The sequence below is a fragment of the Chryseobacterium sp. R2ACT005 genome (assembly GCF_049949215.1).
GTDB lineage: Bacteria > Bacteroidota > Bacteroidia > Flavobacteriales > Weeksellaceae > Chryseobacterium.
Map to the genome: position 1 here is coordinate 5074564 of NZ_CP188192.1, position 12814 is coordinate 5087377.

16 protein-coding genes are annotated in these 12814 nt (G+C 36.4%); all 16 read right to left on the minus strand.

All coding sequences use genetic code 11. The annotated features are described in order from the left end of the window. Nucleotides 1–20: 20 nt before the first annotated feature. Nucleotides 21–1193 carry a DUF2062 domain-containing protein gene (locus tag ACPF63_RS23290; protein ID WP_426481481.1) on the minus strand — a complete coding sequence of 391 codons (1173 nt, stop codon included), beginning with the start codon at nucleotides 1191–1193 and terminating at the stop codon, nucleotides 21–23. A 4-nt stretch (nucleotides 1194–1197) separates the two neighbouring features. Continuing rightward, the gene (locus ACPF63_RS23295) at nucleotides 1198–1674 is read right to left on the minus strand and encodes a hypothetical protein (protein WP_426481482.1); all 477 of its coding nucleotides are present in this window, start codon (nucleotides 1672–1674) and stop codon (nucleotides 1198–1200) included. Next, the gene (locus ACPF63_RS23300) at nucleotides 1671–2051 is read right to left on the minus strand and encodes a 3-hydroxyacyl-ACP dehydratase (protein WP_426481483.1); all 381 of its coding nucleotides are present in this window, start codon (nucleotides 2049–2051) and stop codon (nucleotides 1671–1673) included. The genes ACPF63_RS23295 and ACPF63_RS23300 overlap by 4 nt, the downstream gene beginning before the upstream one ends. Before the next feature lie 81 nt (nucleotides 2052–2132). Next, a complete protein-coding gene (locus ACPF63_RS23305; RefSeq protein WP_426481484.1) occupies nucleotides 2133–2768 on the minus strand; it encodes a hypothetical protein in 636 nt (211 codons plus the stop codon). Continuing rightward, nucleotides 2734–3360 carry a LolA family protein gene (locus ACPF63_RS23310; RefSeq protein WP_077419542.1) on the minus strand — a complete coding sequence of 209 codons (627 nt, stop codon included), beginning with the start codon at nucleotides 3358–3360 and terminating at the stop codon, nucleotides 2734–2736. Before ACPF63_RS23310 ends, ACPF63_RS23305 begins: the two co-directional genes overlap by 35 nt. Then, nucleotides 3353–4108, minus strand: a complete 756-nt coding sequence (locus ACPF63_RS23315) for a polysaccharide deacetylase family protein (RefSeq protein WP_426481485.1) — start codon at nucleotides 4106–4108, stop codon at nucleotides 3353–3355. The genes ACPF63_RS23310 and ACPF63_RS23315 overlap by 8 nt, the downstream gene beginning before the upstream one ends. A 151-nt stretch (nucleotides 4109–4259) precedes the next feature. Then, nucleotides 4260–5321, minus strand: coding sequence for a beta-ketoacyl synthase N-terminal-like domain-containing protein (locus ACPF63_RS23320; protein WP_426481486.1), 1062 nt, complete (start codon nucleotides 5319–5321; stop codon nucleotides 4260–4262). Beyond that, a complete protein-coding gene (locus ACPF63_RS23325) occupies nucleotides 5318–6517 on the minus strand; it encodes a beta-ketoacyl-[acyl-carrier-protein] synthase family protein (RefSeq protein WP_426481487.1) in 1200 nt (399 codons plus the stop codon). Before ACPF63_RS23325 ends, ACPF63_RS23320 begins: the two co-directional genes overlap by 4 nt. Before the next feature lie 84 nt (nucleotides 6518–6601). Next, nucleotides 6602–6859, minus strand: coding sequence for a phosphopantetheine-binding protein (locus ACPF63_RS23330; RefSeq protein ID WP_034692439.1), 258 nt, complete (start codon nucleotides 6857–6859; stop codon nucleotides 6602–6604). A gap of 74 nt (nucleotides 6860–6933) precedes the next feature. Beyond that, nucleotides 6934–7473, minus strand: coding sequence for a 3-oxoacyl-ACP synthase (locus tag ACPF63_RS23335; RefSeq protein ID WP_426481488.1), 540 nt, complete (start codon nucleotides 7471–7473; stop codon nucleotides 6934–6936). Between the two features lie 10 nt (nucleotides 7474–7483). Then, nucleotides 7484–8623, minus strand: a complete 1140-nt coding sequence (locus ACPF63_RS23340) for a beta-ketoacyl synthase N-terminal-like domain-containing protein (RefSeq protein WP_426481489.1) — start codon at nucleotides 8621–8623, stop codon at nucleotides 7484–7486. Beyond that, on the minus strand, nucleotides 8620–9048 hold the full coding sequence (locus ACPF63_RS23345; RefSeq protein WP_077419547.1) for an acyl-CoA thioesterase: 429 nt from the start codon (nucleotides 9046–9048) through the stop codon (nucleotides 8620–8622). Before ACPF63_RS23345 ends, ACPF63_RS23340 begins: the two co-directional genes overlap by 4 nt. 76 nt (nucleotides 9049–9124) lie before the next feature. Beyond that, entirely contained in the window at nucleotides 9125–10393 is a 1269-nt protein-coding gene (locus ACPF63_RS23350) for an ABC transporter permease (protein WP_426481490.1), read from the minus strand. Further along, a complete protein-coding gene (locus tag ACPF63_RS23355; protein ID WP_180564741.1) occupies nucleotides 10380–11138 on the minus strand; it encodes an ABC transporter ATP-binding protein in 759 nt (252 codons plus the stop codon). The genes ACPF63_RS23350 and ACPF63_RS23355 overlap by 14 nt, the downstream gene beginning before the upstream one ends. Before the next feature lies 1 nt (nucleotide 11139). Next, the gene (locus ACPF63_RS23360; protein WP_077419583.1) at nucleotides 11140–12135 is read right to left on the minus strand and encodes a BtrH N-terminal domain-containing protein; all 996 of its coding nucleotides are present in this window, start codon (nucleotides 12133–12135) and stop codon (nucleotides 11140–11142) included. Between the two features lie 56 nt (nucleotides 12136–12191). After that, the gene (locus tag ACPF63_RS23365) at nucleotides 12192–12596 is read right to left on the minus strand and encodes a hypothetical protein (RefSeq protein WP_426481491.1); all 405 of its coding nucleotides are present in this window, start codon (nucleotides 12594–12596) and stop codon (nucleotides 12192–12194) included. Between the last annotated feature and the right edge of the window lie 218 nt (nucleotides 12597–12814).

Consider the following 12814-nt stretch of genomic DNA (forward strand, 5'->3'; position numbering starts at 1 on the left):
GAATTTTGTTCCGGGCTTTTTTAATTATTTTCCGGGCTTACTTTATTCAGAAACAGAAAAGAAGTTATCCCTGCAATAGCAGAAAGTGTAGTGCTTAAGATAAAACTGCCGATGATATATTGTACCAGATTGTTTTTAATCAGTTCAAAGTTTAAATCCTGGTTTAAAATATCGCTGTCACCACTTACAAATGGAGCACCCAGAAACAGAGAAGCAGCGATAATAAAAGGAATAAACGGCGGAAGGCTCACATTGGAGGCCACAAATGCAAGTACTTTATTGAGTTTAAAAAGTACAGATAAACTGATGACTAAAAGTGTCTGAAAACCCCAGAACGGTGAAAGTCCTATAAAGACTCCCAATGCAATAGAAAAGGCCTTTGTACGGTTGCTTCCGTCACTTTCTAAGACATCTTCCTGAATGAACTTTTTAAAGCTTTTTTTTTTGAAATTATTCAGAAAATTTCTAGGAATAATATAAAATAAAGTGATCGTTACCAGGATTGTATTCAGAATACTGATTCTCGTAAAATCTTTGAAAGGTCTGAAATGTGAAACCCGTTCTGCCGGATCATACAAAACCTTGATTGGAACATTCTTTACCGGAACATGTCTCCATGCGGTTCTTACAATGATTTCAATTTCAAATTCAAACTTAGGGGTAAAATATTTCTTTGGAATTCTATGCAAAGGATAAAGCCTGTAACCGGATTGTGTATCTTCCAGTTTAATTCCGGTTTCAAACCAAAACCAGAAATTGGAAAAACGGTTTCCAAAGCTGCTTTTCTTGGGAATACCATCCTGAGACATATTTCTGTTTCCAATCAGAAGAACCTCCTCTTTTTCCTGAAGAAGGGCCTCTACAAATACAGGAATATCATCCGGATAATGCTGCCCGTCCGAATCAATGGTGATAGCATAATCATATCCTGATTTCTTTGCCGCTCTAAAACCTGTTTTAAGGGCATTCCCCTTTCCTTTGTTCTCCGGTAAAGAGATTATCGTGATCTGAGGATATTGGGCAAGAATATGAGGGGTAGAATCGGTGGAACCGTCATTGACCACAATAATACTTCCGGTGTAGTTGAGAACACCGTCAATAACCCTGTTCAGAGTCTTTTCATTATTGTAGGTAGGTATTAAAACGCATATCTTCTTTTCAGAAATTGCATTTTGTACTTCAGTAAGGGACATTCTTTTATTTTAAAGTGGCTCTTTCCGCCTCTGTAATGGTTTTAGACTGCATTGCAAACCTTTTGATGTAGCTTTTTAATGCTGTATTTTGTTTGCTGTAATTATTCAGAAGAAATGCTTTATCATCCTTCAGGCTTCCACGGTATCCAACAATTTTAGGGATGTTTTCCTGCACACTCATTCTGATCAGACGAAGTTCCGCATTGCTGGGGTTACTTTTGATAACCGCTTCAAGACTTGTAGCACCTGTTTTAACCAGCGATTTTCTGTTGCTTTTGACAACTTTTGCTTCCATAATCTTCGCCGCGGCTTTATATCCTACAGTCACCGCATCAGAACCGGATTGTTTTTCCGCGGTTTCAATGAAGTTTTGTGTATTACTGCTAGATTCATTGGCTTTAGCATAGCTGTTTCTCAGCGTTTCAAGGTCAGACTGAAAGAAAAAAACAAATGCTGTTATGAATGAGAAGATAAGATTCATGACGATAATTTTTTATAGCTTACAGACAATTTTAATGCAATAGTCTCGCCAAAAGAAGTTATATTTTTTACTTTCACATCTTCTTCACTTTCATTAATATCCAGTTGAAGTACCAGATCAGGTGTTTCAAAAGGATTGATAATTGCCATGAATTTTACATTGGATGCTGTTTTCAGAAACAATTTTGATTCTGTAAATTCCTCTGTCAGTTCTTTAATGATCTGCATCATACAAACACCGGGAGTCACCGGATTTCCAGGGAAATGGCCTTTGAAAATATCGTGGTCTTTATTAAGATGGATGTGAGCAGTAAACTTTCCGTCTTCTGCTTTCTCATAGGATGTTAATGTATAAAAATCTGTAAGAATGGTTTGCATGATCTTATTTTTTAAGATTAAATGTACAATACAATCTGATCTGAAAAGAACTCAAATAGGGTACAATTTTTCTATTGGAAATTACTCTGTTTCGGTTATTTGAAATAGTTTTATATTGATCTTAAAATCTTTGTGCTGTAGATTTAAGCTATCCGCGAAGATAGGTTTTTTTGCATCAAAAGTAAAATCGATTTTTTCCTTATTATTTTTCGTGTAAATGATTTGTTTTAGTAAGTTATTTTCCTTGTTGAAGAATAGATAATAGCTTTTATTCTCAATTTTTGAAAGATAGATTCTAGCATTGTCATTCTCAAAACTTTCGCTCACAGGATATTGTCTTTTCAATAGCTGCTGAAAATCATTTTTTAGAAAATTGATGACTATTTTTTTATCCAGATCAGGAAGTACATAATTTAACTTGAAATTATCATAAGAAACCTCGAAATCAATCAGTTTATTCCCGAAATCTGATGTTAAAGCGACACGGTGCGTTGTTTCATTCAGTTTTTTGATGATCAGAATTCCGCTCACATGGTTTTTATAAATGTCCATCTGGCATTTGTATACATAATCTTCACCTGAAGAAAAGTATAAATTCTCAACCATCTTTTCAGAAGAGGAAACAGGTTTTACTTCTGTTAACTTGTACGTTTTACAGGAAGCAGCCAGAATCAGGATCAGGCTATAAAGTAAACTCTGACGCAGGAATTGAAGCATTGATCTTGGTGTTTTTGAAAACAATATTCGTGGTATCTCCGGAAGCCTCGGTCATATTCACCTGAGAAACCGTCGACTGGTTCTTTGGAAAATACAGCTCGATCTGTTTGATGTATTTCAACAGTTGTGATGTTTTAGGAATAAACTTCGCGATATTGTAATTTCCATTCTTAAAATAAGTTACGGTAAATTCCGGATCATTGAACATCGTTCCGTTTGAGCTTCCTACAATCAGCTTATTGATTTTTTCAAATGTTTTGCTCTTGGCATCTACAGACGATTTTTTCCCCTGGTCATTGATAAAGATCTTGTTGCTTTTAAAAACAATACTGTATTGATAAGGTTTTGTATATTTCCAGCTCAGCATGTTGGGAGTCTGCAGGGACATTCTTCCGTAAGTAACAATGCTCTTATCCAGGAAGTCCATTTTTTTTGTCTGGGTAAAATCACTCTGTAACGTTTTGATCTCTTTAGTCTCCGAAGATACTTTCGACACAAATGCTTTGGCTTCAGCTCCTGACATGGCCGCGTTTTGTGCAAAAAAGAAACCGGAAACCAGTAAGAATGCTCCTAAAGCAATATTTTTAATCATTTCTATTTGAATTTATAATTGTATCAACCGTAAAAGTTGAATATTTTTTGTCCTTCAAAAATACTAATAAATCTGCCAGCACGCGGAAGGTCTTTTCCGAAGTATCATGAAGGAGGATAATACTTCCTTTTTTCAAGCTTTTAGTCACTCTGGTATAGATTTTCTTTTCATCATCAATGATGGTGTCTAAGGACCGGACATTCCATCCGATACTTTTTTTATGTGTTCTTTTAATCGCTTTCGCAATATTGGGATTCGTCACTCCAAAAGGAGGTCTGTAAAGATGGGTTGTTATATTTCCCGAGTTTTTAATGACATCGTCGCATTTTTCAATTTCTTCAATCATTTTTGAAGCAGATAAAAATCCTGTGGAATTGGCATGTGATAAGGTATGATTTCCGATCGTATGACCTTCTGCAATGATTCTCTGAAATGTTTCAGGATACTTCTCAACCTGTTTTCCAATACAGAAAAAGGTGGCTTTTACCTGATGTTCTTTAAGCAGGTCTAAAAATTTTGGTGTAAATTCAGTTGGGCCATCATCAAAAGTAAGAGCAACTTCTTTGATCTTTGTACGCTTATGAGTGATACTGTTGACAAAATATCCCAGTTCAATATCAAAAGAACCCCAGACTACCACCGCAGAAAAAGCAAAAAAACAAAACAGATATACCCAAAAACCTCCGTGGAACGCATAAATAAAAGCGTTACAGAAGAGATAAAACAGGATGAATGGATAGTGTTTCATTGCTGTGGTTTATTTATGTTGAACTTGTTATTATGAGTTGTATGGTCATAATATTTATTGTACACCATTGTCACTCCGTAGGAGTCTGGACTAATTCAGATTCCACGCTCTCTGAATGACAAATACACCGTGTAATTTTCAATTTCAACAATTATGCCTTTTCCAATAATACCAGGCTGTGATCATTTCCTGCCAGGTGATTGTAAAGAAGTATATTTTTTACACTTTCCTTTTTCTCAGAATTGATCATCATAATTTCCGGGATCTGCTGTTCCTTAAGGATATGACAGGCCATAAATGTTGAAAAACCGCTGGCTGTATTGAATTCTCCGCTCAAATGCTTGTAATAAAGCAAAGATGAGTCCGGAAACAGATTCATTGCTTTGGTATAATAAATATCAGAATCCGCATCTCCACTGAATCCTAAGATAACAGCATCAATATCATGAGTAGAAAGATTGTTTTGAGTTAAGAAATTCCGGATAAAATCCTGTACTTCATCCAAATCTACTTTATTACTGATACGAATGTTTTTAAGCTTTGCGTAAGAATTTTCAGCCTTATCTTTTCCTATCACAAAGAAGCTCGCGCCTTCACCCCAAACTACTCCATTGGTAGTGGAATGCAAATAATCGGCAGGAAGATCAGTTTCCTTTTTTATGGTATTATTTAAACAGTAAAGCTCCATTGTTCTGTTTGTCTGTTCATCTGTAGAACCTACAAGCACATTTTCCGCTTCACCATCATTGATCTGAAGCTGAGCATCCAACAATGAAAATTCCAGTGAAGAAGAAGTATTTACATACGTGAAGTTGTAAGCATGGCACTGTAATCCCAAAGCAATCTGTCCTGCTACGGTATTGTGTGTAGACTGGATGAAAAAGGTAGGCGTAAGGAACTCTTCATGATTATCAATTACATTTTTCAGAAACTTCTCTGAATCCTGTGAGCAGCCCATTCCGGTTCCTACGATGATGGCATCCGGTTGTTTGATACCTGCTTCTTTTAAAGCGTAATGCGAGGCTACGGAACTCATTTTTACCGTTTTAGACATTCTTCTGATCATGGCTGGCGGAATGAATTCTTTGTAATTAGGTTCTATCGCTTTGATGATATTTGAAGAATTCCCAGAAGTAAGGTTCTGAAGAATATTTCCGTTTAAAGTGTCCTGAACTGAGATACAGGATGCACTGTTGATGTATACTGCACTCATGATTTAGAGAAAATTAAGGTAGAACAGTTTCCTCCAAAACCGAATGAGTTAGAAAGCACATGATTGATATTTTTCTCTTTCAGTTCGGTAACAGGAGTAAGGTCAAACTCTTCCATTTTTGTTTTGAAATTCAGGTTCGGGAAGATAACATTGTTTTGCATAGCTAAAATTGAAAATACCGCTTCAATTCCTGCAGCTGCAGCCAAAGTATGTCCTGTAAATGCTTTTGTAGAGCTGAATTCAGGAACCTGGTTTTCGCCGAAGATTCTTATCATAGCAATTCCCTCAGATAAATCATTATTAGGAGTCGCCGTACCGTGAACGTTGATGTAATCTATATTTTCTTTAGCTAATCCTGAGATTTTCAAAGCCTGCTGCATTGCTAAAAATGCTCCCTGTCCGTTTTCTGAAGATGCGGTCTGATGGTGTGCATCATTGGCATTTCCATATCCGGAAAGATAAGCCAGAACTTTTTTGTTTTCTTTTTTGACTATTTCTTCAGATTCAAGGACTAAGAAAGCCGCAGCTTCCCCAAGGTTCAGCCCTTTTCTGTTGTGGTCAAAAGGGGTGTTATAGGAATCCGTAAGAATCATCAGGGTATTGAAACCATTCAAAGTAAATTTTGACAGTGAATCTGTTCCTCCCACAATGACACGGTCCAAAACTCCGTTTTTTATCAGCTTAGCACCCATCATAATTGCATTGGCTGCTGATGAACACGCTGTACTGATGGTGGAAACCATACCTTTTAATTCCAGATAATCTGCAATAGCCAATGAAGAACTTCCGGCATCGTGGGCATCAATATATTTTTGCTTTTCAGGAAAGTCTTCGTAAGAGTAGAAGTATTTTTCAGTAATATCCATTCCTCCAACGCTCGTAGAAGAGATAAGCCCGGTTCTGCAGCTATTGATATCTGAAATTCCTGCACTTTCTACAGCTTCTTTAGCAGCAATCATTCCCAGTAAAGAAGTTCTTGTTACATTATTGTCTTCATCAAGCTGAAGTTTCTGTACAAGCGCTTCATTGGATAATTTTATTTCACCCGTTTTAATGATTCCGGCATGACGGGTTTCAAACATTTCGATATCTGAAATTCCGTGTTTTCCGGTTTGTAATGAAATAAAATTTTCCTCCACATTGTTTCCGATGGAGGAAATGACGCCCATTCCTGTTATGGCAATTTTTTGACTCATGGTTTAAGATAACATAACAATACGGCAATCTGATAATTCACTAATCATTACCACATTGTTATACTGTTAGACTGTTGTATTAATTTATTTTGTTCTGTTGTCTTCGATAAATTTAGCCATCGTATCAATAGACTGGAAAATTTCCTTTCCTTTTTTAGGGTCAGCTAATTTTATTCCGTAGTCTTTATCAAGAAGAACAATCAGTTCCAAAGCGTCGATAGAATCTAATCCTAATCCTCCTCCGAACAACGGATCAGTATCTTTGATTTCTTCTACAGATACATCTTCAAGATTAAGAACTTCAATAATTTTGTGTTTCAATTCTGTTTTTAAGTTTTCCATAATTAAGTTGTTTATCAGTGTTTCAGTATATCATGAAGATCATTACATCATTACACTGTTATATTGTTACATTTCTATAAGGTTAGCAAATATACAAAAGCTTTGTAATTTTCCTGATACAATTCTACCCAGCCACATAGTACTTTGTCGGCTTTACCGGATAGCAGAATTTGTTCAGAATAGTTGTTTAAAAAGTTTTCATCAAATTCATCCAGAACAAAAAAAGCATTTTCAGTCTGCATTTTGTGCTTAATGCTGATTTCTCCTACACAGATGTTGGGCAAAGTATACACAAATACTGCCGGACTTGGATAAAAATTATCCTGATCGTTGATGCTTTCCTGATATTTGAAATCCGTATCCAGGCTGGATGACCTGTTGGCAAAAACAATGGCCGTCCTGCTGTGATCTTCGTCTTTCAAAATGATTTCGGCGGAAAGAAAAGCCAGTTTGCTCAGGTTATCCATTTTATGAAATTTTGGATAGCTGATATCCAGACTTTTATAAGCTTCTTTGGCAAATTCCTGAAAAGTTTCGCTTTGATTTTCAAAAATAAGATCTCCGTCAACGGTTATCTTTGAATGTTCTATGGTACAGGTGTTCGTTTTCTTCATCACGTTCAATTTAACATTTTTCCAGTACAACAGCCGCATTACACCCTCCAAAACCAGAAGCTGTCTTTAGAATATATTTAATTTCTGCAGATTGATTTTCTTTGATGATATTCAAAGGCTGGGTTACTCCCATTTCTTCAAAATTCTTTGAGGGAAGTAAAGTCCTGTGAAGAGCACTTTCCATAGAGATAATACTCTCAAGAAGCCCTGATGCACCCAAACAATGTCCGTAATATCCTTTCATACTGTTGAGAGGAACATTCTGAAGTTCCATTCTGTTGAAGGCAATAGCTTCCATTTCGTCGTTATATAAAGTTGCCGTTCCGTGGGCAGAAATAAAATCGATGTGTTCCGGAGAAACCTTCGCTTCATCCATAGCATTGCTGATACTGGCATACAAACCGTCCCCGGTTCTTGAAGGTCCGGAAATATGGTTGGCATCATTGATTGCGGAATCTCCCAGAACTTTAAATCTGAATTTTTCGTTTTGTGAAGGATTGCTGGTTATATAAACTGCAGCTGCAGCTTCACCAATATTGATTCCGTCTCTGTTTTTATCATAAGGCTTACAAGGTCCCGATCCTATAGCCTGAAATGAGTTGAATCCTGAAATAACAAACTCAGAAAGCTCATCCCCAGCAATGACAAAGGCATCTTTATACTTTCCTGCCTGAATCATATTCTTTGCAACAGAAATTGCCATTACCCCTGAAACACAGGCGTTGGAAACAATGATTGGTTTTGTTTTAAATCCAAAAAAATCTGCTATTTTCTGCGCTAATTTTGATAAATAAACGCCTTCAGGTAATTCAGACTGGTTTTTTAACAGGCTGATATTCCCTTTTGTGGTAGACAGAAGAAAGGCAGTGTCTTTTGATACAGTATGTTTTTCAACAAGAGGAAGCAGGCTTAAAAGAAGCATTTTTTCAAGTCTTGTGAAATCGATGGTATTCTGAGCAAAGAATCTGTTGAATTCTTCATTCAGTTTTTCAGAATCAATCATGGAAGCATAAAAAGCATCCTGATTGTCTATGATTTTATGTAAAGCAACTCCTGATTTTCCTTCCAAAAGAGCGTTCCAGTTGGAATCCACATTGAAGCCTAAAGGAGTTACACAATTATAGTCTGTGATATAAATTTCTTTCCTCATGATAATCCCATTTTATCTTTCCAGTTTTGAAAAAACTCCGGGTTGTACAGGCATAAGCTTCCGTTACTGTCCAGAAATACCTGAATTGTTTCCCCACTGCATACCAATTGGTCTTCTTTGTTGAAGATTTCATATCTGTATATCAGCTTGGCAGATATCGAATTTACGTACGTTGTTACAATTCTGAAGGTTTCTCCATATTTTAAAGGAAGAAAATGTTCGCAGGTACTTTTTACAATGGGTGTCACATATCCTGCATTCTGAATATCAAGATAGGTTAAGCCATGCTCACGGCCAAAAGCTTCTCTTCCATCTTCAAAATACACGATATAGTGTCCATGCCAGACAATTCCCAATGGATCTGTCTCATTGAATCGTACTCTTACTTCTTCAGTACAGGTTAATATATTTTCTTTAGACTGCATTTTGTTTTCTTCCGGAATTTTTATTGTTTTTTTTGGCCGTCAGGAAACTCCTGGTAATATTTGTCATAAAAATAAATTAAATATTTTGGAGTTTTCTTTCGTAAAAAATGGAAATAGCTACGGTGGCAATATAAAATAATAATAAGAATGCTAATTCTTTAGCTATTCCTCCAATTCCGCTGTTTCTTAAAATAATATCATAGTAAGCATTCAGTCCCCAGTTCATGGGAGAAAATTTAGCAACGGTCTGCATGAATTCCGGCATTAAAAATACAGGAACCCAGATTCCTCCGATAGCAGCCAAAACTACTACAGATGTCGCTCCGAATGGGGCAGACTGCTCTTGTGTATCGGCAATAGTACCCAGTAAAACGCCAAACCCAATAGCTGCCAGTCCCGCAAACAGCGTTACTGTGACAAGCTGGAACATTTTTCCGGATACATCAAATGCAGGAAGATCCATATAAGGGAAAAGATAAATTCCTACCGCAACCATCAGTAAAAACTGAATGATACAGATGATAAGATAGGTAAATGTTTTACCTAAAATATGTACAAAATACGGAGTAGGACTTATTCTTGCTCTTACACTTGTTCCCTGACTTTTTTCTTTAACCAGATTGATGGATAAAGGAACTACAATAAAGAATATTGCAAAAAGAGTCCATGCAGGAACGTTGTGCTGAACAGAATTCGGCATTACATCCATTTCTCCTTTCTTGGGAGTTATTTCTTTAAAACTGATCAGGTTTTTATTTTCGGCAAGATTTTCCGTGGTTCCCAGCTGATCCTGAAATGCTTTGTAAATCTTTTTATTTTCAATCTCAAAAACCATTTTGTTGACAGAATTCATCACTGAGTTTTTGAATCCTGCATTGGTAGCAGGGTCAAAGTACAAATGAATTTCTTTGGTCTTTGGGACAGCTGTTTTTACTTTTGCAGAATCTCCTTCCAGTCCGAAAGAACTTACAATGGTCTGAACTTTTGAATCAATATTTGAATTTAAATCTTTCGTTAAATTTTCAGGAATGACGATCGCCATCTGATAATCTCCGGAAAAAACAGCATTCTGAGCAGACTTTTCATTGAAATTGGTCAGCAGCTGGAATGTTTTGCTGTTTTCCAGTTCAGCTTTTATATTTTTTGAAACTTCAGATTGATCCTGATCAATAAAAATGATCGGAATTTTTGATCCTTCAAGGTTTTTAAAGGTAGAATCCTGGATAAGGGTAATGGTTACAATCAAAAGTAATGGCATCACAAAGATGATGACAATCCCTCCGATATCTCTTTTCAGCAGAAGGATTTCCTTAATGAAGCTTCTCCACAATTTATACAACAACATCTCTTAATTCTTTTCCGGTTAATGAAATGAAAACATCTTCAAGGTTTTCTGCGCTTGCTACTCTGTTTACCAATTCTTCAGGTGTTCCTACTGCATGAATTTTTCCGTGGTCGATAATGGCAATTTTTGTACAGAACTCTTCCGCTTCCGAAAGGTGATGGGAAGTATAAATAATGCAGGTTCCCTGTTTATTTAAATCTAAAAGATAGTCAATAATTGCTTTTTTAGACTGAACATCAACTCCTACAGTGGGTTCATCCAGAAATAAGACTTTAGGATTGTGAAGTGTTCCTGCGATGAGGTTGCAGCGACGTTTCATTCCTCCTGAAAACTGTCCTACTTGTTTATTGGCAAATTTTGAAAGCCCCATAATTTCCAGAGATTCATCAATTACTTTTTTAAGCTGGTTGTGCTTCAAACCATACAGACTTCCAAAGAACATTAGGTTTTCTTTAGCGGTAAGAGTAGGATATAGAGCATATTCCTGAGGTACAATTCCAATAATCTGTCTAATTTTAAAACCCTCTTTTTGTGGAGATAAACCATTGATGGTGAATTGTCCCGAGGTTGGCTTTATCAATCCTGAAAGCATAGAAATCAGCGTTGTTTTCCCAGCACCATTAGGTCCGAGAATTCCATAAATTTCATCTTTATTGATATTCAGGGAAATATCATTTACAGAAAACTCATCAGAATTTTTGTATTTCTTATATAAGTTTTTGATCTCAATCATATTTTCTGCCATATCAGATCGCTTTTCTCAGTTTTTTATAAAAAGCTTCTTCTAAATCTGCAATGTGCAGCATCGTTTTAGAAAGTTCGTTATAAATATTGCTTTTTGAGTTTCTGTTTTTGTAAACTCTCGCAATATCTACAGCAAAATCTCTCCACAGGTCACCAATGGAAGTGATTTCTTTTGATAATTCCTTGAGTTCATCGTTTTTAAGAATAACAGAAGCTTCCTGAAGAAATGCTCCATAGATGAATCTGAAACCTCCGCCTCCGGTCCCGATTTCTTCCTGCATTCTGATCAGTTGGCCCAAATAATGGTTGGTCACTTTTGTTCCCTTCTTTTCGGCCCACTTCGGGATGCTCTTTGCTACCCATCTCATGGCTTTTATGCCGATAAGCGGTACCGGTGCCAGCATATTTTTGCAGGTGTCTTTAATTCCTTTTTTAATGGCTTCTTCAAGGTTTACATTTTCCGGAACATAAATAGGATAGTACATATGTCCTTTCGGAGGAAGCGCTCCTTTTGCATATCTTACTTTTTCCAGTTCTGCTTCGGAAAGGGATGTTGTATAATCCATTACAGGGTCGCTGATAAGGAATTTTCCGTCCTCTTTTCCGTATACCACAAGATTGTGGGCATTGAAGTGGAATTTATATTCTTCAGGAAAGTAGGTAAGGTTGAAAACCCCTACCTGAAGTCCTGTAGGGATATTTTGTTCCAGATTTCTTTCTAGAGCTTTTTGGGCGTCTTTAGGGTTTGAGAATTTTTCTCTTTTGATTTTAATTCCTAATCTTTTGGCTGCTTTACTGAAAATAGCACCCGGCATCGGACGATAGCTGAAGCCCGGCGCAAAATTCACCTTTAAAAAAGGGAGATAGACAAAAAATAGTCCGGAACCAATTCCGAAAATCATAGGCTCACTTAGTTTTAAGCCTTTATTAAGCAGTAGATTAGAAGCAACACCGTTTTCGCAATGCGCAGTCTGATGGTGTTCAAAGTTTAATTTCATTTGCTGATTGTATCTTTTCATTGGAAAATGAACAGGCATATATAGCCTTATTTCATTTATTTTCCGTTGAAGTTTTTTAATTCATCCACCGAAATTCCGAATGCATCGGCATATTTTTTCAGTGCAGTTTCGCTTAGTGTTTTAAATACCTTGGGTTTAAAATGTCTTTTTACCCTCCATTGCCATAATCCTACGTAAGAAGCAAGAACACCCAGATCCATTTTATTCAGTTCCATAAAATAGGCGATAGGGCTTGCCATATTATTGGCAACATTTTGTTTTGCTTCCTCAATTCTTTCATGAATAAGTTCCATAGATTCATCCAGAGCAGCATTCTTGGCATCCCAGCCTGTACTGTTTGCTGTGGTGTAATTATCGTTCTCATCCGTTACATACAGAACTTCAGTCATGTTGGCGGATTTCAGGTTACTTTCGTCTTGAGGTAAGTCTTGTTTTTTCATCTAAATACTGTAATTTTTTTAGATTGCAGATGAAAAATATTCACCTGTTTTTGATTCTTATAATCGGTGGCTAAAATAGTGAAAATACATTATATGTAAATCATATTACATCTGAGGGAGCTATTGCTTTGAAACAGAGGCTTTATGAAAATATTTTGCAGATTCTAAAAACAGAAACCCATTATGTTTAATTACGGATATGCATAAAATTTTATTAA

Excerpts from the sequence above, each read along its gene's own strand:
- ACPF63_RS23290 (WP_426481481.1), bottom strand. The coding sequence starts at position 1,193 with ATGTCCCTTACTGAAGTACAAAATGCAATTTCTGAAAAGAAGATATGC.
- ACPF63_RS23295 (WP_426481482.1), bottom strand. The coding sequence starts at position 1,674 with ATGAATCTTATCTTCTCATTCATAACAGCATTTGTTTTTTTCTTTCAG.
- ACPF63_RS23300 (WP_426481483.1), bottom strand. The coding sequence starts at position 2,051 with ATGCAAACCATTCTTACAGATTTTTATACATTAACATCCTATGAGAAA.
- ACPF63_RS23305 (WP_426481484.1), bottom strand. The coding sequence starts at position 2,768 with ATGCTTCAATTCCTGCGTCAGAGTTTACTTTATAGCCTGATCCTGATT.
- ACPF63_RS23310 (WP_077419542.1), bottom strand. The coding sequence starts at position 3,360 with ATGATTAAAAATATTGCTTTAGGAGCATTCTTACTGGTTTCCGGTTTC.
- ACPF63_RS23315 (WP_426481485.1), bottom strand. The coding sequence starts at position 4,108 with ATGAAACACTATCCATTCATCCTGTTTTATCTCTTCTGTAACGCTTTT.
- ACPF63_RS23320 (WP_426481486.1), bottom strand. The coding sequence starts at position 5,321 with ATGAGTGCAGTATACATCAACAGTGCATCCTGTATCTCAGTTCAGGAC.
- ACPF63_RS23325 (WP_426481487.1), bottom strand. The coding sequence starts at position 6,517 with ATGAGTCAAAAAATTGCCATAACAGGAATGGGCGTCATTTCCTCCATC.
- ACPF63_RS23330 (WP_034692439.1), bottom strand. The coding sequence starts at position 6,859 with ATGGAAAACTTAAAAACAGAATTGAAACACAAAATTATTGAAGTTCTT.
- ACPF63_RS23335 (WP_426481488.1), bottom strand. The coding sequence starts at position 7,473 with ATGAAGAAAACGAACACCTGTACCATAGAACATTCAAAGATAACCGTT.
- ACPF63_RS23340 (WP_426481489.1), bottom strand. The coding sequence starts at position 8,623 with ATGAGGAAAGAAATTTATATCACAGACTATAATTGTGTAACTCCTTTA.
- ACPF63_RS23345 (WP_077419547.1), bottom strand. The coding sequence starts at position 9,048 with ATGCAGTCTAAAGAAAATATATTAACCTGTACTGAAGAAGTAAGAGTA.
- ACPF63_RS23350 (WP_426481490.1), bottom strand. The coding sequence starts at position 10,393 with ATGTTGTTGTATAAATTGTGGAGAAGCTTCATTAAGGAAATCCTTCTG.
- ACPF63_RS23355 (WP_180564741.1), bottom strand. The coding sequence starts at position 11,138 with ATGGCAGAAAATATGATTGAGATCAAAAACTTATATAAGAAATACAAA.
- ACPF63_RS23360 (WP_077419583.1), bottom strand. The coding sequence starts at position 12,135 with ATGAAATTAAACTTTGAACACCATCAGACTGCGCATTGCGAAAACGGT.
- ACPF63_RS23365 (WP_426481491.1), bottom strand. The coding sequence starts at position 12,596 with ATGAAAAAACAAGACTTACCTCAAGACGAAAGTAACCTGAAATCCGCC.